Annotated in this window: 17 protein-coding genes and 1 pseudogene; 12 read left to right on the forward strand and 6 right to left on the reverse strand. The window is 61.4% G+C overall.

The features are described from left to right. The first annotated feature begins 10 nt into the window (after positions 1–10). A complete protein-coding gene (locus H2170_11460; protein ID MCS6300696.1) occupies positions 11–964 on the forward strand; it encodes a hypothetical protein in 954 nt (317 codons plus the stop codon). A gap of 198 nt (positions 965–1162) precedes the next feature. On the opposite strand, the gene H2170_11465 is transcribed toward H2170_11460, so the two are convergent. After that, the gene (locus tag H2170_11465; protein MCS6300697.1) at positions 1163–2656 is read right to left on the reverse strand and encodes a hypothetical protein; all 1494 of its coding nucleotides are present in this window, start codon (positions 2654–2656) and stop codon (positions 1163–1165) included. Positions 2657–2751: 95 nt separating this feature from the next. Here H2170_11465 and H2170_11470 point away from each other — a divergent pair, with 95 nt between their 5' ends. The 10 genes and pseudogenes from H2170_11470 (at position 2752) to H2170_11515 (ending at position 13679) form a co-directional block, all read left to right on the forward strand. Next, positions 2752–3237 (forward strand): hypothetical protein, encoded by a 486-nt coding sequence (locus tag H2170_11470; protein ID MCS6300698.1) that lies wholly within the window; start codon positions 2752–2754, stop codon positions 3235–3237. A gap of 74 nt (positions 3238–3311) precedes the next feature. Continuing rightward, positions 3312–5351, forward strand: a complete 2040-nt coding sequence (locus tag H2170_11475; GenBank protein ID MCS6300699.1) for a hypothetical protein — start codon at positions 3312–3314, stop codon at positions 5349–5351. 156 nt (positions 5352–5507) lie between these two features. After that, the gene (locus H2170_11480; protein MCS6300700.1) at positions 5508–5873 is read left to right on the forward strand and encodes a hypothetical protein; all 366 of its coding nucleotides are present in this window, start codon (positions 5508–5510) and stop codon (positions 5871–5873) included. Positions 5874–5906: 33 nt separating this feature from the next. Then, positions 5907–9431 carry a fibronectin type III domain-containing protein gene (locus H2170_11485; protein MCS6300701.1) on the forward strand — a complete coding sequence of 1175 codons (3525 nt, stop codon included), beginning with the start codon at positions 5907–5909 and terminating at the stop codon, positions 9429–9431. A 75-nt stretch (positions 9432–9506) separates the two neighbouring features. Beyond that, on the forward strand, positions 9507–9740 hold the full coding sequence (locus tag H2170_11490) for a hypothetical protein (GenBank protein ID MCS6300702.1): 234 nt from the start codon (positions 9507–9509) through the stop codon (positions 9738–9740). Then, the gene (locus H2170_11495; GenBank protein ID MCS6300703.1) at positions 9740–10561 is read left to right on the forward strand and encodes a hypothetical protein; all 822 of its coding nucleotides are present in this window, start codon (positions 9740–9742) and stop codon (positions 10559–10561) included. Before H2170_11490 ends, H2170_11495 begins: the two co-directional genes overlap by 1 nt. After that, entirely contained in the window at positions 10558–10743 is a 186-nt protein-coding gene (locus tag H2170_11500) for a hypothetical protein (protein ID MCS6300704.1), read from the forward strand. The genes H2170_11495 and H2170_11500 overlap by 4 nt, the downstream gene beginning before the upstream one ends. Positions 10744–10745: 2 nt before the next feature. Continuing rightward, positions 10746–12098 (forward strand): MFS transporter, encoded by a 1353-nt coding sequence (locus H2170_11505; protein ID MCS6300705.1) that lies wholly within the window; start codon positions 10746–10748, stop codon positions 12096–12098. A gap of 58 nt (positions 12099–12156) precedes the next feature. Then, positions 12157–13040 (forward strand): annotated as a pseudogene (locus tag H2170_11510) (ROK family protein). 6 nt (positions 13041–13046) lie between these two features. Further along, on the forward strand, positions 13047–13679 hold the full coding sequence (locus H2170_11515; GenBank protein MCS6300706.1) for an SIS domain-containing protein: 633 nt from the start codon (positions 13047–13049) through the stop codon (positions 13677–13679). 82 nt (positions 13680–13761) lie between these two features. Here H2170_11515 and H2170_11520 read toward each other — a convergent pair whose 3' ends face one another. The 3 genes from H2170_11520 to H2170_11530 all read right to left on the reverse strand — a co-directional run bounded on the left by H2170_11520 (position 13762) and on the right by H2170_11530 (position 17785). Further along, entirely contained in the window at positions 13762–15015 is a 1254-nt protein-coding gene (locus tag H2170_11520) for an FAD-dependent oxidoreductase (GenBank protein ID MCS6300707.1), read from the reverse strand. 77 nt (positions 15016–15092) lie between these two features. Further along, positions 15093–16160 carry an IS630 family transposase gene (locus H2170_11525; protein MCS6300708.1) on the reverse strand — a complete coding sequence of 356 codons (1068 nt, stop codon included), beginning with the start codon at positions 16158–16160 and terminating at the stop codon, positions 15093–15095. A 236-nt stretch (positions 16161–16396) separates the two neighbouring features. After that, positions 16397–17785 (reverse strand): transposase, encoded by a 1389-nt coding sequence (locus H2170_11530; GenBank protein ID MCS6300709.1) that lies wholly within the window; start codon positions 17783–17785, stop codon positions 16397–16399. A 132-nt stretch (positions 17786–17917) separates the two neighbouring features. Between H2170_11530 and H2170_11535 the strand changes: the two genes are divergently transcribed. Then, positions 17918–18931, forward strand: coding sequence for a peptidyl-prolyl cis-trans isomerase (locus H2170_11535; GenBank protein MCS6300710.1), 1014 nt, complete (start codon positions 17918–17920; stop codon positions 18929–18931). A gap of 235 nt (positions 18932–19166) precedes the next feature. Here H2170_11535 and H2170_11540 read toward each other — a convergent pair whose 3' ends face one another. Together H2170_11540 and H2170_11545 are read right to left on the reverse strand one after the other, a co-directional pair. After that, on the reverse strand, positions 19167–19904 hold the full coding sequence (locus H2170_11540; GenBank protein ID MCS6300711.1) for a response regulator transcription factor: 738 nt from the start codon (positions 19902–19904) through the stop codon (positions 19167–19169). After that, positions 19901–21031, reverse strand: a complete 1131-nt coding sequence (locus tag H2170_11545; GenBank protein MCS6300712.1) for a histidine kinase — start codon at positions 21029–21031, stop codon at positions 19901–19903. The genes H2170_11540 and H2170_11545 overlap by 4 nt, the downstream gene beginning before the upstream one ends. Between the last annotated feature and the right edge of the window lie 43 nt (positions 21032–21074).

A 21074-nucleotide genomic window follows, 5' to 3' on the forward strand; every position in this document is an offset into this window, starting at 1 on the left:
TTCCGTTTACGTGAACGACCCCACCCCCGCATCGCCCCGGCCCGCATCGCCTCCAAAAACCTACAGCGTAGGCACCCTCACTTATACCAAGATGGGGCTGGTGGCGTTGTTTGGATGGCTGCTCTGGGGAGACTTTTGTTTTCAGGTCATGGAGTCCCTCAACCCGGCGATCGTGCCCCTCAAGCTGCGCAGTCTGGACGCGCCGAACTGGGCCATCGCACTGATCATGACGACGCTCCCCGGTATGCTGAACACGACGGTGTGCCCATGGGTGAGCTTCAAGAGCGACCGCCACCGCGGACCGATGGGGCGCCGGATTCCTTTCATTCTCTACACGCTGCCGTTTTTGACCGGCTGCCTCCTGCTTCTCGGCTTCTCCGAGCAGATCGGGCATGTTCTGCACGGCCTCCTGCCTGTCTCTTGGGGCCTGTCGCACTCCACCGTCACCATCGCCTGCATCGGCGTCTTTATGGTGGCCTTCAAGTTCTTCGACATGTTCGTGAACTCGGTTTTCTGGTATTTGTTCAACGACGTCGTTCCGCAAGAATTCCTCGGCCGTTTCCTTGGCATCTTTCGAATCGTCGCCCACTTGGAGTCGATGATTTTTGGGTTCTTCATTTTTAAGCACGCGGAAACCCACATGACTGAAATCTACGTTAGCGCCGCGCTCCTTTATGCCGTCGGCATGGGCCTTATGTGCTGGAAGGTAAAGGAGGGCGAATACCCGCCGCCGCCCGAAACTGACAAGGCCGGAAGCGGTTTTTTTACCCAAGTAAAACTCTACGTCACCGAGTGCTATACCGATCGCTACTACTGGAATCTATTCCTGTGCACTGCCTGTTGGGCAATCGCGGGCACGCTCGGGGTTTTCAATGTCTTCCTGCAAAAATCCATCGGCCTCGATCTAGCGCAGATCGGCATGATCAGCGGCACTGTGAGCTTCATGAACATGCTGTTAACCTAGAGCCTGTCCCAAATTTCCGGATTTTTAAAAAGTGCGCAGAGGTCCATTGGGATTGCGGGCGAACGAGGTGGCACGAATCACCCCAGCGACGTTAAACGGCGGCCCGAATCGATTTTTCCCGCCCCCAAGCGCGGTAGTAAGGTACGGCAAAGCCGGGGCGAGCCCCAGGGTTATTCACATTTTTGCCGGAAAATTGAATTAAGCGGCCAGCGGAAGTGTTATTTCCTCGGCAAGGATTCGTGACACCAGCCAGAGGTTGTGACCGAGTACACTCCAACCCACCGAACGGTAGCGGTTGGCAAACCCTTTACAGCGCAAGCGTCCGCCGAGGCGTTGTTTGAGGATCGCAATGCGCGCTTCGGTCGCCGAACGGCGCCGCTGCAATTGGGCGAAGCGTTTTTCGCTCAAACGCTCCTTGAGCGCGTGCGGATCACGCGGGCATACCGCATCGTAAACGTCTTGTTGCTTGAGCATTGCGGAAGTTTTTTTGGTGGCGAAGCCGCGGTCGGTGCCGACCGCGCTAATCGGCGCACTCAGGTCAAAGCGGTTCTGCCGCGCCAGGCTTTCCTCGAGTTGGCACCATTCTGCCGGAGCCGCGCCCTGGTAGAGTTGCCAGTCGGTGATTAAACCGGAGAGCGCCTCGCTCAACAGCAACGAGTTGCCAAACTCGACTTGGCTCCCTGCTTTGCCGCGAACCAGTACGTTCACATCAAGTTCATGCACGCTGAGGATCTTTTGGTCGTTGGGCACCGGGCGTCCGCCGATGATGCGCTCGTGGGCCTGCTTGATGACGGCGGGCAGTTGGCCGAGCATAGCGTCGATGCGGGTGGTTATCCGCTTGGTTTGGCGTTGGCTGTAATGGGTTTGGCTATACTTCTGCGCCAACAGGTCGCGGTGGCGGCGGGCATGTTCTCCGATCGTGCGTAACAGCGTCTTCATCTTGCGCAGGATCTGTTTACGCGCGCGCTTGGCGTCGTTGCGGCGGCCTGCGTGGGTCATTGACATGCACAACTTGTTCATCTGCTTGGCAAAGCACTCCGGCTCTTCAGGCATACGGTGGAGCAGTCCAGCGCGGCGGATTAAAATCATGGCCTTGAGCAAAGTCTTGGACACATCACGCAACAGCACCCAGTCCACCGGGAAGTGGATGTTGGTCTCCAAGCACGTGCCGTCGATGAGGCAAACATCCATGTCCAGCGGCGCGCTCAACCCGAGTTCAGTGGCGCGATCCTTCTCGCCGCACATCTCCACCAACACTTGCCCCATCCAGCGCACCTGTTCGGCGGTGAAAAACTTCGAGGCCCGCTCCAGCACACTTTTGGACGCCCCCTTGATTCCCTCAAGCGTGCGAACACCGCAAAAATCCGCCAGTAAATCACTTGAGGCAATGCTACGGGAAAGCTCGCGAAAGGATATGTTGCCCAAATGCACCCGCAACACTTCAAAGCGTAACGCTTTGAGCGCAAACTCCATACGCTGGCGTAGTTGTGCGACACTGGCTTGGCCTGCCCCCGCCTTGGCAAAGTCCATCGCCATCGTCTCCAAGTGGCTGCCACGCAACAACGCGTCGAGTCCTTCCAATTGCTGGCGAAACTCGGCGTAATCTTTATTGGCACCGACTGGCGTTAGCGCCGGACGCAACCAGCGTTGCAGGGCAATGGCCGAGGTGGCGGATACGGGTTTTGACTTCATGGCCGATTATAGCGGCTTTTTTTTGACCAAAACCAGGGAATTACCCCTCTTTAGGCATCATTAAACTTATGCTAATAGTTCACTGCTAGGTTTTTATGCTTTCGGGACAGGCTCTAACCTACCCCGCCGGAGCACTGGGCGACCGCTTCCATCCCTTGCGAGTTCTGGTGTGGGTAAAGCTGATAAATCTGTTTTTCATGCCGCTAGGCCTGGTCTGGTTGTTCTTCGATTTTGCCCCCGCCACCGCGTTCAACATCGCGATCTCGATCAGCGCCATCAATCTACCCTTCGCCGTCCTCACCGAGGCAATGATGCAGCCGATGAACATGCGGTTGCTACCGCACGACCGCTACGGCCAGTTCTGCTCGGCCAATGCTTTGGTCCGCTCCTTAGGATCCATCATCGGTGGGGGCTTTGGGGGGCTGTTTCTCGACCTCATGAAACGCCTCCACCATGGCAGCGACTACGCCTACCGCTACATCCCCGTCTGGAGCCTCTGCTGGAGCGCAGTCGCCCTCTTCTTCCTCTGGAGACTTTATCGGGATTGGAAGGCACGGACTCGCGTGGATTGCGCGCCATGAATTTCCCCCATTTACTTCGAAGCTATTTCCCAAAAAGATGATGCCTTTCCTAAACTCACATCCAAAACAACCAAATGAGGACATCCACCACTCCACTCCTTGAAGAGCAAAACGGTCACAGTCCCGCTGTGCGTCTTGCCGCGCCACAGGTGATCTTTTCCGGCGAGAATGCTGCCACCGTCACACTTGAGCCCGCGGGCGATGGTCTTCATTTCTCCGCTCCTTCAGGCTCCGCGGCGGCGGGGCTGCGAGTTTCTTTCACTCCGGGCGAATCCGCCGACGGCGTGGCATTGGAAGTTTGCGTCGAGTCGCCCGTGGCCCTGAGTGGCGTGCAGTTGGTGCTGCCGCTTGAGCTTGGTTTGGGGTGGAAGAGCTATGTCATCGCGCCGGGTGTGATCTACAATGGCAACCGCTTTGTGGTTTCGCCGCAGCCTTACGCGCCTTATCTGCTGACCGAAGGCGTGACGCCCGACGGCCCGATCGTGGTGTCGGACATCCCGCGCCTAAGCGCCGATACCGGCTACCGCACCGAGTTGGCCGCCAATGCCTTTGCCATTCCCGCCGCCGGCGTGTTTGATCCGCAGCAGCGGATGGGATGTCTGGTCGGCTTCGACATCGACGGAGACTGGGGTGTGAGCGGCGTGAATCTCGTCACACTGCCGGGTGAAGCGGTGAGAGTGGAACTCTGCCTGCCTGTCATGCGCAAGCGCCGTTATCGTTTCTGTGATTGGGTGGATGTCACCAACGAGCCGGGCATGGACCTCGAGCCGGGCAAGCCCGTGATTTTCCATGCGCGCCTCATGCCGGTGCCCGCCGAGACGATTCCCGCCTTCATTCATCGGGTGGCCCTCCATGGCGAGACCTGCGTGGGAAGCGCGCCGCGTCCGCGATCCCTATCCTTTGCCGATGCAGCGGAGCGGATCGAGGCCAAGCAGGACGCCCACAACTGGAATGAGCGGAACGGCTATTATCAGAGTCAGATGGGAGATAAGGGCTGGCTCCTTCAGACCGGCTGGGTCGGCGGCGGTGTGACCATGGTCGCGATGGCGATGTCGGAAAATCCCGAGCGCCGTCGCCGTGCGGTGCGCATGCTCGACACCCTCTGCCGCAATGCGGTGACGCCGAGTGGTTATTTCCACGGCCTGCACAATGGCGAGCGCTGGTTGAGCTTCGGAGGCAAGCGTCTCGGATGCCGCGCCTTTTCGCTCATCCGCCGACCGCTCGAGTGCACACGCGATGTTTTGAAAGTGCTCGAACTCCTGCGCTCGCGAGGTGAGAAAATCGAGCCCGTTTGGGAAGCCGCTGCGAAGGGTAACCTCGAGGCGATGGTCAGCACCGCGGAGCGATTTGGTCATCTTGGTTACACGGTCGATTTCGACACCGGCGAGGTGCTCTGGGGCGACAGCGCCTGCGGCAGCTTCGGCATCGAGCCGCTGGTGCGCGGCGCGGCATGGTTCAAGGAGCCCCGCTACCTCGAGATCGCGCGAAAGCTGGCGGATTACTACGGCACGCATTTCATCGATCGCGGTTACACCTGCGGCGGGGTCGGGGATGCGCTGATGGCGGCGGATTCCGAGAGCAACTACGCGCTGCTGGCCGGGCTTGTGCATCTTCACCGCGCCACCGGCGAAGCGCGCTGGCTCGAGCGTGCCGTGCAAGCCGCCGATCTCTTCGCCACCTGGGTCCTGCGCTACGACGCGAAGTTGCCGGCGGATTCGCCACTCGGTCGCATCGGCATCCAGGCGCGCGGCGCCGTCTTTGCCAACACCCAGAATCAACACGGCGCGCCGGGTGTCTGCACATCTTCCTGCGAGGCGTTGCTCCTGCTCCATGAGGCGACGGGTGAGGACCGATTCCTTCACATGCTCGTCGATATCGTCGGCTGCATCTCGCAAATGATCTTGCGCCCCGGCGACGAGTCGGTCTGGCCGGGACGGCCCGACGGTTGCATCAGCGAGCGACTCATGACGATGGATGGCATGCGCCCCATCGGTCACACCGCGAGCATGAGCACCTGGAGCGAAATCTCGATGCTGCTCACCGCCCGCGAACTTCCGCCCGTTTATCAAAGCCCCATCACCGGTACAACCGTGGCCTTCGATCCGTGCGCCTAAACCGCGCTCCGCGCCTGCCTCCGCCTCCACACCGCCGCCGAGCGACGCCAAGCCCGCTGGGCCCTCGAAACCCACCGCAACACCGCGACCGAGACGCCCGAACGCCTCGCCACCCTCGCCGCCGCCTACGCCCATCGCACGGGCGAACCCCTGCCCGTGACGCTCGACCCCTCTCACCATGCCCTCGTCAAACATCTCCGCCCCGAGCATTTTCACCGCGCCCTTTCCGGTCCCCGCACCCTCGTCCACATCCTCCACCTCCGGCCCTTCAACGGCCAGCACGCCCAAGTGCCCGTCATGAACTCCACCGGTCGCCTCACCCCCGAGTTCCAGACTTGGCGGCGCTTCATCACCCCCCTGCTTCAGCCCCGCCTCCCCGACGCCGAGCCCCTCTGGATCGTCCCTGAAATCGGCCCGGCCACCCCCCACGGCTACAACCTCAGTGTTTTCCCGCCCGCCTGGGACCAAGCCCGCCGCTGCCTCCGCGAACTCCGCCGCCTCGTCCGCACCCCGGGAAACTGATCCCGCCTCTCTCCAACCTTTTTAATGAATACCATGTCCACACCCTTCCGCCTCCTCGACGTCCAACCCACGGCCCTATTCCCTAAACAAAAGGATGGGCAACTCCGCCAACTCGCCTGGTTGCGCGTGGCCAGCATCGCGCCCGCCGCCGTTGCGGGGACGCTTGATGTCAATTTAGGGGGGCGCGCTTTACCGTCTCTTCCGGTGACCTTGGTTCCCGGCGAGTCGCGCTTGGAGCTGTTGCTGCCCGCCGTCTCCACGCCGACCGAGCTGGCGGTCGAGATGCGCTTCGAAGGCGAAACCGCGCCGCTGGTCTGGCGTGGCGAGTGGCAACCGGCGCGCCAGTGGAAGGTGTATTTGCTCAAGGCCTCTCACTACGATCTCGGCTACGACGGGCGCATCGACGTCATGCAGCGCGATGCCGCCGATTACCTGGACCTAGCCAGACGCCTCTGCACCGACCACGACCAATATCACGACTGGCACTATCACATTGAGCACTTGGGGTTTCTGCGTGCCTATGAACGCGAGCGAGGGCCGCAGGCTCTGGTCGCGTTTGTCGAAGGCTATCTCAAAACCGGCAAAATGACGCTGATGGGCAACCCCAGCGGCCCGCATTTTCACTGGATGGATTACGAGCAACTCGCCCGCCTGCCCTATCCCGCCCGCCGACATCTGCGCGACCGCTTCGGTTTGGATGTCACCGGCATCGCCGTGCCCGACAACCCCAGCGTCTCTTGGCCCGGCTACCAGATTCTCGCGCAGGGCGGTTTCAGGCACCTGATCAAGCAAAAAACGTATTTTCGCGGCCCGGGACGCATTGCCCAAAGCCCGCGCAACCCGTTTCAACTGGGCTTGCCACCCATCGCTTGGATGACCGGTCCCGATCAAACCAGTCGCATCCTCACCAGCTTCCATGGCAGTTATAGCGAACAATTCAATCTGGGCAGCGGCGGCGGTTATGGAGCCGCCTTTATCGATTCCGCCGCGCTTGATGCTACGAACTATCTGGAGCAACTGGCTCGTGGCGAGGTTCGCGGACCCTACCCTTACGATGCCGTGATCATTTCCAACTATGTTGATTGGGAAGTGCCGCATGAAGCGGAGCGCGCCATCGCCTCTTGGCGCGAGAAATTTGATTACCCCAAAATTCAGTTCGAAAATGCTTTTGGGGCGCTCGCCTATCTCGAAGAAAAATACGGAGCAGTCATTCCTGAAATCCGGGGAGATACCGCCAACAATTCCGCCGACTACAGCAGCATTGATCCGAAGGCCCAAGGCGAAAAACGCGAGACCACCCGACTGCTCGCCTTTGCCGAGTCGCTGCACGTTCTGGCCGCCAGCCGGGATCCGGAAATCTTCGCCCCGCTCACGTGGGGTTTCGAGGAAGCCTACCAGACTTTGGTAGAGTTCGATGAGCACTGCTGGCCCACGATGCTCTCGGTGAATGATCAAAACGTCTTCAACACCGTGGTCGTAAAACAGCATGGTCTTGGCCGCGCTCGCGCCTTCGTCGACCAAGCTATCGCGCGAGCCGAGCAAACTTTGCTGGGGAAAAATGAATACCCCGCATCCGTGCCGGAGCGCCTCGCCGTCTGGAACTCGCTGGCGCATCCTCGCAGCGGCATAGCCGAGTATCCACTGCCGGTTCAGGCTTTAAACCAAAGGGCCTACCATATCGTAGAGGAAACCACGGGAACAATCGTCCCGGCGGAATACACTCCGGAGGGCAAGCTGCGTTTCCACGCCGATGTTCCGGCGCTGGGTTACGCCGTGTATCGCTTGGCGCTCGGCTCGGTTTCGTTGCCCTCCGCTTTCGAGGTCGTCGCTCGGGAAGATGAACTCGCTGTCATCCTGCACAACCGTTGGTATCGCCTGGAAGTCAGTCGAGCCGACGGCGCGGTTCGCTCCCTGCGTAGTCTGGTTTTGGATCGTGAGTTGTTGGATGTGAAGGCTCAGTTCTCATTCAACACCTTCATCCGCTGCCATGCACCGGCACTTTTCTCGGCCGATCTCACCTTGAAGCGGATCGGGCATTCCACTGTGCGTGTGCAAGATCAGGGACCGATCTCCGCCGCCGTTGAGATCATAACCAAGGACAACGAGTTGGACGTCGAGATCGTCACTACGCTGCGCCTCTTTGCCGAGGAGGATCGCCTGGAGGTGATTAACGACGTCCGCCGCATGGGATTCCTGCACACGACCAAGGCCGACCGTTATCGTGAGAATGTTTTTGTGGCCTTCCCATTCGCCGTGCCCGCAGCCTCATTCCGGGTTGAGCAGGGACCGGGAACGCTGGACCCGGCCAAGGATCTGGCTCCCGGTTCCAACACCGACTTCGTGATGGCCAACCGCTGGATCGATGTCGCCAATGCCGACTTCGGCATCACTCTCTCCCCGCGCGAGGCGGCCTGCTTCCACTGCGGGCAGATCAACTACAACCAGTTCGGTCCTAAGTTCAAAGCGACCAACTCCCATCTGTTCAACTACGTCTGGTCAAATCGCATGGCGGGCCTGACCCACCTCTCGGCGGGCTCTTATCAAGCGACCCTGAGCTACTCGCTCCGTGCCCACGCGGGCGATTGGAGAGCGGGTCAAGCCGCCGATTTCGGCTGGCGCCAAGCCCTGCCAGCGCTGGTTTCGGCCTGCGCTGCGGAAACACCCAACCGCCTCTCCGTGCTCAGCGTCGATGCGCCCAATGTGCAGCTCAGCGTCTTAAAACGGTCCGCCGCACCGGGACGCGGCAACATCGTCCGGCTGGTCGAAACCGAGGGTCGCCCCACCACGCGGGTTCGGCTCGGGTTGACCGGACTTCCCTGCGCCCAAGCCACGCTCTGCGACCTGGTGGAAAACGACCTTTCCCCGCTCCCGGTTCAGGGCAACACCGTGGAGTTCGACCTCGCAGCCTACGCCTTCGCCACGATCCGCCTGGAAGGCCCGGCGGAGGCATTACACGCCATCGCCGAGCTTTCCGTGCAACGCACGACCGATGCCAGCATCCACCTCGCCTGGCGAACGGTGGACGACCGTCCCGCTGCGGGTTTTCACATCTTCCGCAGCGAGGTCCACGCCGAGGCGCCCTCGCAAAGAACCCTGGTCGGCTACACCACCGACCGTGAGTTTGTTGACCGCGACCTCAATCCCGGCACCGACTACACCTACCGGGTGGCCGTTGCCGCAGCGGATAACCGGCAAGGCCCCGCCAGCGCCCCGCTGCGCACCGCGACCGGGATCAACAACACGACTCCGCCACGCCCGCTGGTCGAGGTCGGCGTGGTTCCCTTGCCCAGCAAGCGGCTCTGGCTCTACTGGCAACGCTCCGCCGAACGCGACCTCGCGCTCTATCGCGTCCACCGCTCCTCAACGCCCGATTTCATGCCAACCGCCGAGACCTTGGTTGCCGAGGTGCCGCCCGCTCGGGAGTTCTACGTGACCTATCGCGATGAAAACGTCGCCCCCGGCGAGACGTGGTTCTACCGCGTCCTGCCAGTGGACTTCGCCGCCCACGAGCAACGCACCTCCCTCTGCGTCTCAGGCACCTTGCCTCATCGGCTATGAAGGGGAAAATCGGCTACCCTGAAAAACTCTATGAGAGCCCGCGTCTAATCTCAAAAAGTTATAAACCCGAAAACCGTGATTGGAGCCGTTCTCCGCCGCCGAGCAGACCGCGCTTCCGCCCGAGTTCGCCGCCAAGCTTCAGGAGGTAGTATTCTCAAAAGCCTAGACCGGCTTCGCCTGGATCGTGCGCCTGCACAACCCCGCCGCCGCCGAGGCCACGAAATTGCCAGCTACGCCGTCAGCCCGGCCAAGCCCGGACGCCCGCCCCGCGCCCAGCGCATCGATCACCACGAACAACCTATCCCCTGATGAACTCCCTCCGCCTCGCCGTCGCTCTCATGCTCCTGTCGTTGCCCGTCCTCGGCCTCGGACAAACCGCCTCGCCCGAGGTGCTGAAAGCGCACGCCTTGGACAGCCGCGCCCTCGGTCGCTCCGTTGCCTACTCGCTGTTCGTGCCGCCCGGCGTCGCGCCGTCCGGCGGTTGGCCGCTCGTGGTGATCTTGCACGGCGACGGGCGCAACCACCGCAGCCTGGCCGACGACGCCCGCGCCAAGGCCTTGATCGCCCGCCAGCCCTTCGCCGTCTTGTGCCCGAATGGCGACCGCGCCTGGTGGATCGATTCGCCGCTCGTCGCGGGCAGCCACTACCAGTCGATGTTGCGCGAGTTGTTGGACGCCGTGCCGCGCCAGTTTCCCGTCTCCGCCGCGCCCGCCAAAACCGTGATCGCCGGCTGGAGCATGGGCGGCTTCGGCGCGGTGCGTTTCGCGCAAGACCACCGCGAACGCATCGGCGGCCTGGCCATCGCCATGGCGCTGGTGGATTTCCCCAACCCCGCGCTGCCCAAGGAACAAAACTACGGCGTCCCGGCCGTGATGGCCGACCCCGCACGCTACGCCGAGTTCAACTGCCTCACGAAAGCCGAGCGCCTGCGCGGCCTCCCCATCCTGCAACTCGCACCCGTCGAGGCCTTCGACTTCACCATGAACCGCAACTTCCACGCCCGCCTCACGGAGCTCGGCATTGCCCACGACTACCGCGAAATCCCCGGCGGACACGTCTGGAGCACGGTCAGCGACGCGCTGCCCGCACTGCTGGAATTTGCTCAAAAACAATTCCAGCCCGCGCGATGAGCCAGCCGCCCAACGACCTCCTCCCCGGCATCGACCTCGGTGGTCTTATGAGCGCCGTCGTGATCGGCGACAACGACGCTGGGTTTGGACGCGAGTTCAAAGGTATGGGCATCGTCTGCGGCAGACCGCTCGACCTCGCGCAATGTCTCATCCTGAACGCCACGCTGGGTCCGCGTCTCTAGCCATGCTTTCACGCCTGCTACCTTCCAACAAGACCGACCCCGAACTGGGGCCGTTGAGACCGGGTTTGGTGTTTTCATTTTTTAATGCGATGGGGTGGCAGATTGCCATCGGCACCCCGTTGGTGCTTTTCGCGGAGCAACTGGGCGCTGGACCGGAAAAAGTGGGTCTGGCCGCATCGATGTTTTTTTTGCTCACGCCAGTGCAGATAGTGGCCACCGCGCTGCTGCCACGCTACGGCTACAAAGGGTTGATGCTTGGCGGCTGGCTCATTCGTTCGCTTCTGCTCCTGGTGCCGATCATGCTCGCGGTGCTGGCGCCAACGATCGGGGTGCGGTCGTGGATGGCTTCGGCTCTGGTCGGCATGATCTTCTTTTTCTGTCTATTTCGAGCCATCGGGCTGGCCGCGATGATGCCGTGGTTTTACTCGATCATTCCCCAAGGGGCGCGTGGCCGTTATTTCTCCAGCGAGTCAATGCTGGCCGGGGTGTCTAGTGTGCTGACGCTGCTGGTGTGCGCGGGTTTGTTCGCGGTGCTGCCGGTTTTCCCGGCACTAGGCGTGCAATACGGCATCTCGCTCGCGGGTTCGATTTGGAGCTACTATGCGTTGCGCCGCCTGCCAGACGGGCCGGTGCCCGAGCCGATCAAGCTCGAGACCGTGTTTCGTACGTTGCCAGACATCGTGCTGCGAAGAAGCGAGTTTCGACGTTACCTTTGGCTATCGCTGCTTTGCTTTGCGACGACTGCGCCGATTCCCCCCTTCCTAGCCTATTACCTGAAAACCGTGCGCGAACTTGAACCGAGCTGGATCATGGGGCTCGAGGTCTTTCGCTACGGCGGGGTGATCCTTGCCTCGGTGCTCATCCGTCGGCGCATTGACGGGATGGGGGCGCGTCCCTTCGTATTGCTATCGTTCGGACTTTATTTTGGCCTCGCCGCTTACTGGATGGTTTTTGTGCGCACCGGTCTCGGCGGGAGCGTTGGTTTGATTGCGGCTTATATCGCGCTCGGCCTTGGCGGCGCTACTTGGACGGTGGGCAACCTCGCCTACCTGCCGAAGCTCATTCCGCCGGAGCAACGCACCTTGATGATTTCAGTTTATGGAGCTCTGACTTCGCTGGTGGCCGGGCTCGCGACCCTGGGCTGGGGCTGTGTGTTGCGACCGGCCGGCGCGGTGGTCGGGCTGGATGCGTGGCGCTTTCAAGTATTCTTCGGCGTGGCGATGGCAGGGGTGGCGTTCATTTCATTCCTATTTGCCCGCCGGCCCGAACCGAATGTCGAGCCGCCCAAGCCGCCATCTTCGGCAGCGGTCGGGCTGGTCCCAAAACCTGACGTCAGCTTAGCGCCCAGCGCGTAGATCACCACGAGCAACCATTCCATGCATGAGCTAACAGCCCTCTGATCTCCTCCTCGGCATCGACCTCGGCGGCACTAAGACCGCCGTCGTGCTCGGCGACGCCGCCGGCCAGGTCCACGCCCGCGCCCAGTTCCCGACCACCACACCCGACGAAACCCGCCGCCTCATCCGCGAGGCCGCGCTGGGTTTTGGCCGCTAGTTCCACCGCGTGGGCATCGCGTGCGGCGGGCCGCTCGACCTCGCGCAAGGCCGTCTGCTTGCCCCGCCCAACCTGCCCGGTTGGGAACACGCCCCGCTCGTCGCCTGGTTTTCCGCCGACTTCGGTAAACCCGTCGCCCTGGTCAACGACGCCAACGCCGGCGCGCTCGCCGAGTGGCGTTGGGGCGCGGGTCAAGGAGCAAGCGACCTCGTTTTCCTCACCTGCGGCACGGGACTCGGCGCGGGCATCATCGCAGGCGGACGCCTCCTCGCCGGAGCCGGGGGCAACGCGGGCGAGATCGGCCACGTGCGCCTCACCGAAGACGGCCCGCTCGGTTACGGCAAACGTGGCAGCGTCCAAGGCTGGGCATCAGGCGGCGGCATCGGACGCCAGGCGTGCGCGGCCGGCTGGCCCGCCGACACTTCGGCCAAGGACGTCGCGCTCGCCGCCGATGCAGGCGACCCACGCGCCATCGCGCTTTTGGAAAAAGCCGGGGGCAAACTCGGCCGCGCCGTCGCCCTGCTCGTCGATCTCCTCAACCCGCAGGTCGTCGTGCTCGGTTCGCTTTTCGCGCGCGCGCGCGCCGCCACCTCGAACCGGCGCTCCTACGCGAACTCCATACCGAAGCACTGCCCGAACTTCTCGCCGCCTGCCGCGTCGTCCCCGCCGAACTCGGCGAATCCATCGGCGACCTCCAGGCTCTCGCCGCCGCGCTCGAGCCGCAAATTCATCAAATCCAATAAATCGCCATGCCGAACAATTCATCGCACCGTGACCATCTTGCCGAGTTGCTGAATCGTCGCCCCGAACTCGCCCCGCTTGCCGCTGATATCCGCAATGCCGCCGACTTGTTTCTCGAATGCTTCCGCAACGGTGGCAACGCACTCATCGCCGGCAACGGTGGTAGCGCCGCCGATGCGGATCATTGGGCGGGCGAACTCATGAAAGGCTTCGAGTCGCGCCGCCCGCTCACGCAGGAGCAGCGCGCGGGTCTGCGCCCCGAGCTTGCCGACAAGCTCCAGCAGGCCGTGCCCTGCATCCCGCTCACCGGCTTTCCGGCGCTCCGCACCGCCGTCGCCAACGATATCGACCCGACCCTGGAATTCGCCCAGCTCGTCATGGCTCTCGGCCGCCCCGGCAGCCTCTTCGTGGGTCTCTCGACCTCCGGCAACGCAGAGAATGTCTGCGCCGCCGCCGAGGTCGCGAGGGCGAAGGGGCTCAAGGTGCTCGGACTGACCGGTGAGGGCGGCGGGAAACTCGCGCCGCTCTGCGACCTCTGCCTCCGCGTCCCAGCCAGGCGAACGCTGGAGGTTCAGGAATTCCATCTCCCGATTTACCACACCCTCTGCCTCATCATCGAAAACGAATTCTTTTTAAACTGAAATGTTAAACCTAAGAGGAAAAACAGTCCCGACAAGAGCAGTTCGGAAACGCGTTGCTTTTGGCGAGGGATGGCCCTGGTTTTCAGCTCCTTTGCAAAAGATCGAACCAGTGGCGGAAGTCGCTGTGAGATTCCATCCACCAACGTTCGCTGGGAGGGAACAGCGCACTACTCAGGTCTTGTAAACAGAGGGGGGGAGTGACCGGGCGCGGCTCGATCCAACGGACGACTTGCCCTTCTCCGGTCACGAGCGCGAGCCCGCGTGCAACCAAGAGGTCGGCGAGAACTTGAGCGGTCTCCGAACGGGTGACAGGCTCGTCCCCGAAACCATCAGCCAAACGATAGTCCAAAGTGACCTGTGAATGCTTTGCCGCCAGACCCAGAACGGTCGCCAGAGACTGGCGGGTGATCGCGCCGTCGCTTTCAGGAGGTGCTACCGAAAGCCTCTCGGCGCTCTGACTCAGGGCGGCGGTGTCGAGACGAGCACAGGGGTGAAACCAGCCGTTGTCCAGTTCCATAAAACCGCACGCTGCGGCAAGCTGCGCGGATTTCCACTCTGGACTATCAGTCGCCAGATCCCGCAGCGGGGCGATGGTGAGGGGGCAACCCGAGGAAAGCAGCTCCCACTGCACAAGCACCGGCGCAAGGATGCGTGGCGGCACGCCATGGCGGATACCCAGGGCGGCGATGGCACCGGCTGCCTGCCCGGTGAGCATGGCGCAGGGTTGGACACGGGTCGCTCCGTTGGCCAGGCGGGACTGCGAGATGTTCTTTTCCGCCGCCAGCAGGCCATCCACTTGCTCGGGAATGAAACAACGGAAAGGTATGGCGAAGGGACCATAGCCTCGATCGCCATTAAATGCAGGGGCATCGTTTTGCGAATCCAGGTCCGCTTCAAGAACCGAAGGAGTCACTTGCTGGTGCAGATCCACCATGTAATCGCCGATGGCAACGACATCCTCGAAGCGCACGGGAGCCCCCGGCCGACGCTCGATTTCCTTTGCGGTCAGCGTGTGCAAGCCGATGATTCGCCTGCTCTCGCGGACATAGGGTTGCGGAGGGAAATGGTAGAGAATCTCTCGGAAAGGAGCGATCTCGGGATCGTCGAAAATCCACGAGTCCACTTCTGCCCGGTGATGTGGCGTGTCGAAGCCCTCATCGTCTGCCACGCTCCAATCCGTCTTACCAAGCACCTGCTGCATGAAGTAAAGCAACCGCAGGGTCTTGAGCTGTGCATTTCTAAGCATGCGTGACCGGGAGACCGGATCCTCAACATCCCCAACATGGACCGCCTCTGCATGGCCACGGTTCATGTGAGTCCGCGTCACCGGATGCATGGCGAAACGTTCCCGCCACGCGTCAGGATCCCGCGGATCAGCCGCAACGAATGCTTCTGGCGGATCCTTCCTAGTGCTTAATTGCGTAGATTAATGATAGTATTTCTGAGTTGGCTTCCCTTGACCTCGCGCTTGCGCCACTTGAACGGCTTGGCATTGGGCAGGTAGGCGGCGACGAAAGCGTCAATGGCCTGACTAAGTTCGGCGACGCTTCTGAAGTTCGCGCCCCGTAGCGCCTTCCTTGTTAGTATGCCGAACCAGATTTCAACTTGATTGAGCCAACTCGCCGAGGTTGGGGTAAAGTGGAAGTGGACATTGGGGTGCCGAGCGAGCCAAGCGTCGCACTTTTTGTGGGTGCAATAATTATCCAAAATCACGTGGAGTTCTCTCTCGGGCGGGTGATCCGCCACCACTTGGTCCATGAACAGCAGGAACTCCTCCCGGCGCTTAAGGGTGGTTTTCTGCGTCTTGATCAAGCCCGTGGCCACATCAAGGGCAGCGAACAAGTTGAGTGTACCGTGGCGCTTGTAGGTGCTTTTGAGTCCCTGGACGATTTTACCATTGTCGGTCTCCACGTAACCGGTGGCGCGCTCTAGGGCTTGGATGCCAGGCTTTTCATCCACACTTATCACCAATGCCTTTTCCGGTGGGCTCAGGTAGAGCCCGACGATATCGGCTGCCTTGGCTGCGAACTGCTTGTCAGTGCTCACGCACCACGAGCGCTGGCGCTGCAGGCAAATGCCCTCCTTGCGCAGCACTCGCCAGACCGCGTGCACCGAGCCGCCGAGCACACGGGCCACCGCTGGACCATCCCAGCGCGCCTGCCCCGGAGGGGGTGGCCCTTCCAATAAAGCCAGCACCCGATCTCGAAAGTCCTCACCGTAGGTGCGCTTCGCGCCCGGCCGTGCCGCATCATCCAGCCCCTTCATGCCAAGCAGCACAAAGCGATCCCTCCACTTTATTACGGTGTTCGGCCTGGTGTTGCAGCGGCGCGCCACCTCTTGCACCTGCTCGCCACTCACGCACCCAAGGATCATCCGGGCGCGCTCAACTCGCTGCCTCGACTCAATCCGGCTGGTTGCCCGTTTTTCTAGGGATTGCTGATCCCCCTCGCTACAAGTGATTCGCACGGCTTTTCGTCCCATCTACAAAGCGGATACAATATCACTTATTATTGCAAGTAAGCACTAGCAGCCCGTCGGACTGAAAAAAGCGGGTTCGGGCCAAGTCCCCGGCCCGCGCGCCAACTTTGAGTGTGGCGGATAGATTTTGGGGCCTAAAATACTCCTTCGGGCTGTGGCCCGTTGGATTAGGGCGGTTAATCAATGGCGCGTCCGGATTTTTTTGGTGTTTGAGGGTTGGTTTTCCTGCGTTGGCGAGGTTAGGCCGGCCGCAGTTTGGCGTTGAGGCGATGAAGACGCTTAAAGTTGTAGGCCAGGCACACCAGCTCCCATTCGAGGGATACTTTTTCCAGTCCGCGCATTAAAAAACGTCGGAAGCCGAGCGCCTCTTTTATAATACCAAAAATCGGTTCAATGGTTTCTTGCCGTAGTTTATATAACGCTCGTCCGGCGGCCGTAGCGGTGCGGTGGATCATGCGTTCGGCGAAGCTCGCCTCGGGGCCCGGTTGCGGCGGGTCTTCGTGCTGTTCGAGTTGGGCGATCGTGCGGCCATGCGGCTCCCGTTTCATCGCTGCATATACAGTTACGCCCGTTGTGGTTGCGTCCGGTGCGGACTCGGCCTTTGTCACCGCCGCTTCACTCACAAAACCACTGTCAATCAGTACGTTCGCCACCTCAATATGTTGCGCGATGGCCGCCAGGTTTGGCTCAAGCTGCTGTTTATCATTGGGCGCATTACAGACCCGCGCACCGACGATCAGGCGCGAGTCGGTGTCGGCCCCGGCTTGTGCATTATAACACTGCTGGAAGCCGTTGCCCGTTTTCATAATCCGGCTGACTTCATCGGTCAGGTTGACCTGGTCTTTCGTGCCCGGAGTGGGGTCGGGCTGAACGGGAACTGGGCCACGCGGTTTTTTACCCGTGTCGGCTTCGGACGCGGAGCGTTTTGCCATTTTAGCTTCATACTCAGCTTGTTCCGCCTGAAACCGCAGATGCGCCCGGGCCTCGATTTCCGCCTTGGCCTTGGCCAACGTCGCCTTGCGCTCCTCGCGCCGCTGGATCTCTGCGGGGATCGTCAACCCGTCTTGCAGCGGGATCGCGTCCGCAGCGTCGGCTTTGCGCAACAGTTCAGCGATTTCCAGATCAAGGACTTCCATCGTCTTAACCGCATGGGCATAACTCACCGCCGAGTGCTTGCTGGCGTTGGCAAGTATTTTGGTGCCATCGACGGCCACCGTGACGTTGCCGATCTTTAACACTCCGCACGCCGCAGACATCTGAAGTAATTGAGCAAAAGCTTTTTGCACCAATTCCCGGTTCTCCCGGCGGAACGTGCAAATCGTATCGTGGTCGGGGTGCGTGTCGGCACAGAGCAGGCGCACTGCCACGTTTTCATAGGTCGTGCGCTCAATTTGGCGGCTGGAAAAAACTCCCGTCGCGTAACTGTAAGTCAGTAAACTCAGGAGCATCGACGGCGGGTATTGCGCACTGCCGCTCCCACGCTGATTTACGGACACCGAACTGACGTCGATCAAGTCAACCGCATCGATGATAAAATGCACCAAGTGATCCGGCTTCACCCAATCCCGCAGGTCGGGCGGCAGCAGTAACGGAGTGCGCCGATCAATTATAACGAACTTGGTTGCCATGGAACTACTTAGTTACGCTTTTAATTGGTAGTCAATATAATACAAATATTTAATGCGTTTATTTTTCCAAGTCCGACAGGCTCCTAGGTTAACTCCAGTATTCCCTCCGTGTTTGCCCAATCCGCCCATTCCATGATGTTCCGTCGGCTCTGTACTCTCACTGCCCTTACCGTTCTAGCCCCACTTGCCGTATTGGCACAACCACTTGACCCACAACTGGCTCCAGTACATTCCGACAACCTCTCCCAACGCTTCGCCAACGGCGTTGTCGCGGTGGCCGAGGACAAGGTGATCACCGTCGACGACCTGCGCCGCGAAATCGGCCCGCGCGTGCCGGCCCTGCAGCGCTCCGCTCGCAACGAGAAGGAATTCAACGAAAAGCTAGAATCCCTTCAGGACGAAATCATCCAAGAGATGATCGACCGCATCCTCATCGTGAAGGACTTCAAGAAGGACGATAAGCGCAAGGTCCCTGCCAGTTACATTAACAACGCCATCGCCGAGGAGCAGATCCGCCGTTTCGAGAGCGACCGCACCAAGTTCCTCGCCTACCTGCGCAACTCCGGCATGACCTACCGCGATTACCGCAAGAAGGTCGAAGACGACATGATCTACGACTACATGCGCAGCCAGCAGCGCAAGAGCAGCAACGTGGTCAGCCCGGCCCGCGTCGAATCCTTTTACAGCGAAAACAAGGACCGCTTTCAGCAGGAAGATCAGGTTCACATGCGCCTACTCTCACTGACCCGCCAGGCCGGTGAAACCGACGAATCCCTGCTGGCCCGCGCGCAAAAAATCGTCGACCGCTTCAAGGCCGGCGAGAAGTTCGAGGACCTGGCCCGCGAACTCAGCCAGGACGCCAAACGCACCAAAGGCGGCGACTGGGGTTGGCAGCCCCGCGCCGACCTCAAGGCCGAGTTCAGCAAACCCCTCTTTGAGTTAACCAAAGGGCAGGCTACCGACCCGATTCTCGCCCCCGAGGCGGTTTACCTTCTGTACGTGGAAGATCGTAAATTCGCCGGCTTGCAGCCCCTAGCCGAAGTGCGCGAGCAGATCGAACGCATCCTGGGTAATCAAATTTCACGTGAATCCGAAGCCCGCTGGCTCGAACGCCTGCGCCGCAACGCGTACGTTAAAATCTACTGAGCGGGAATCCGTCAAAACCGCGCCGGTAAGCCGAACACCTCGGCATGCCGGCGCGTTTTTTTTGCGATTCCAAAGGGCTTGGGCCGGAGCGGAGGGAGTCCGGGTGCGTGCGCTGATCGAGTTCGACGGTCGCCACTAGCCGCAGGGATTTGAGGGCGGAACCGACTTGGGTTTCGGTGGCGTTGAGGGCTGCCACGACTGTGGCTTAGTTCGATGGAGCCTCATAAAGGTGCCCTCAAAGACCGAGCCGTTCGCGGAAAACCTGTGCCTGTCGCCGCGAGAACTCCACCTCGCTGCCGCCGCGAAGAGAGGCTTTCAGCCCGCCGCTGAACCAGGGTTCGATCTTGTCCACGAAGGTGCGGTTGATGAGTTGCCCTCGATTGGCGCGCACGAAGAGCGAGGCGGGCAGGCGCTCTTCCATCGAACCGAGCGTGCGGTAGAGCAAGGCGCGCTGGTCGCGGAAATGGAGACGCGTGTGGTTACCCTCAGCTTCGAGCAGGCTGATTTCGCGCACGGGGATGAACCAGCAGCGGTCGCCGTCGCGCACGAATACTTGGTCATCTTCGCGCAGCGGAGCACCGGGCGGTTCGGTCTCCGTGTCCGTCGGCGCGGGCGTGGCGGCGACGCGGGTGCGCACTCGCTCAAGCGCGGCGGAGAGACGCGCGGGGTTGACCGGTTTCATGAGGTAGGCGAGTGCGTTGACCTCGAAGGCGCGCAGGGCGAATTCGTTATAGGCAGTCACAAAGACGATGTGCGGATGCGGTCCGGGCAGGGCGTCGAGCAGGTCGAAGCCGGTGCGGCCGGGCATCTCGATGTCAAGGAAGAGCAGGTCGGGCGCGAGCTTGGGGATGAGCTTGAGCGCCTCGGTGGCGTTGGCGGCTTCGCCCGCGATTTCGATGTCGGGAAATGCTGCGAGCAGGGTGCGCAATTCGGCGCGGGCGAGGCGTTCGTCGTCGATGAGCAGGGCTTTCATGGTGCTAGGGCACGTGGCAGCGGCGGCGGCAGGATCGCCTCGGCTTCGACGATATCGTCACCAGCTTGGCGAAGGTTGAGAGACGCGTCCGGCCCGAAGAGCAACGCGAGCCGTGCGCGGCTGTTTTTGAGGCCGAGGCCGGTGCCTGCGACGAGCGGGGCGAGCGTGCCGGGATTGGTCACACGGATACGCAGCGTGTCGCCGCGCAGAAAGGCTTCGAGGGTGATGTCGGCGCCTTGCTCGCGGGGTGCGAGACCGTATTTGAGGGCGTTTTCCACCAGCGTCTGCACGAGGAAGGGGGGCACGTGGCGGTTGAGCGCGGCCGGTTGGATGGCGCGGCGCAAGCGCAGGCGGTCTTCGAACCGCAGGCGTTCGAGCGCGAGGTAGTTGTCCACTGAGGCGAGTTCGCAGGAGAGCGGCACGGTCTCGTCCTGGCCCAGCGTGAGGGAGGCTCGCAGCAATTCGGAGAGCTGGGTGACGGCTTCGCGCGGCCGCTCCAGCTCGGGCGGAATGAGGGCGCGCAGGGTGTTGAGGCTGTTGAAGAGGAAGTGGGGGTTGAGCTGGGCCTTCAGCGCGCGCAGGTCGGCGTCCTTGACCGCTGCCGCCAGTTGCAGGCGCTCGATGAGAGCGAGCTGGTATTGGCGGTAATAGCGCAGGCCGAGATAAAAGCCGGTCCAGATGACGAAGAACGACAGCGATAACGTGAGGTTATTCAGGTAGGCAGCGGTAAAGGATTCGGATTCGGCCGACGAGTCGAAGCCCAGCGCATCCGGCTGCACGAGGTCCATCGTCAGCCTCAACAAGAGTCCGATGTGCGCGATCGCGGCGGCCAGCACCCAGGGAACCAGACGCAGGGTCAGGCTCACCCATGAGCGCGTTTCCCTGAGTTGCCCGAGGATGGCAACGCGCAGGAGATGCGACAGCGCCAGTCCTGTCGCGCTTTGAAATGCGTAAAAAACGACCTCGGCCAGCGTGCCGCCGGCGCTAAACGGCATCGGTGTTAAACAAATCACCAGCAACCCGCCCCAGCCGGCGAACTGACACAGCCAATAAGCACGGGTGCCTAGCCAACGGTGTCGCAGCGGGTGCGTGACGGTCGTGGACGGCAGATGAATGACGGATGCCATGAGGGGACGAGCTTGGCCGTTAGATTGCACGAGCCTGGGCTTG

Source organism: Opitutus sp., from assembly GCA_024998815.1.
Lineage (GTDB): Bacteria > Verrucomicrobiota > Verrucomicrobiia > Opitutales > Opitutaceae > Rariglobus.

What these genes read in the sequence shown, in the direction of transcription:
- H2170_11465 (MCS6300697.1), bottom strand. Translation starts at nt 2,656, where the DNA reads ATGAAGTCAAAACCCGTATCCGCCACCTCGGCCATTGCCCTGCAACGC.
- H2170_11470 (MCS6300698.1), top strand. Translation starts at nt 2,752, where the DNA reads ATGCTTTCGGGACAGGCTCTAACCTACCCCGCCGGAGCACTGGGCGAC.
- H2170_11475 (MCS6300699.1), top strand. Translation starts at nt 3,312, where the DNA reads ATGAGGACATCCACCACTCCACTCCTTGAAGAGCAAAACGGTCACAGT.
- H2170_11485 (MCS6300701.1), top strand. Translation starts at nt 5,907, where the DNA reads ATGTCCACACCCTTCCGCCTCCTCGACGTCCAACCCACGGCCCTATTC.
- H2170_11495 (MCS6300703.1), top strand. Translation starts at nt 9,740, where the DNA reads ATGAACTCCCTCCGCCTCGCCGTCGCTCTCATGCTCCTGTCGTTGCCC.
- H2170_11500 (MCS6300704.1), top strand. Translation starts at nt 10,558, where the DNA reads ATGAGCCAGCCGCCCAACGACCTCCTCCCCGGCATCGACCTCGGTGGT.
- H2170_11505 (MCS6300705.1), top strand. Translation starts at nt 10,746, where the DNA reads ATGCTTTCACGCCTGCTACCTTCCAACAAGACCGACCCCGAACTGGGG.
- H2170_11515 (MCS6300706.1), top strand. Translation starts at nt 13,047, where the DNA reads ATGCCGAACAATTCATCGCACCGTGACCATCTTGCCGAGTTGCTGAAT.
- H2170_11520 (MCS6300707.1), bottom strand. Translation starts at nt 15,015, where the DNA reads ATGCATCCGGTGACGCGGACTCACATGAACCGTGGCCATGCAGAGGCG.
- H2170_11525 (MCS6300708.1), bottom strand. Translation starts at nt 16,160, where the DNA reads ATGGGACGAAAAGCCGTGCGAATCACTTGTAGCGAGGGGGATCAGCAA.
- H2170_11530 (MCS6300709.1), bottom strand. Translation starts at nt 17,785, where the DNA reads ATGGCAACCAAGTTCGTTATAATTGATCGGCGCACTCCGTTACTGCTG.
- H2170_11535 (MCS6300710.1), top strand. Translation starts at nt 17,918, where the DNA reads ATGATGTTCCGTCGGCTCTGTACTCTCACTGCCCTTACCGTTCTAGCC.
- H2170_11540 (MCS6300711.1), bottom strand. Translation starts at nt 19,904, where the DNA reads ATGAAAGCCCTGCTCATCGACGACGAACGCCTCGCCCGCGCCGAATTG.
- H2170_11545 (MCS6300712.1), bottom strand. Translation starts at nt 21,031, where the DNA reads ATGGCATCCGTCATTCATCTGCCGTCCACGACCGTCACGCACCCGCTG.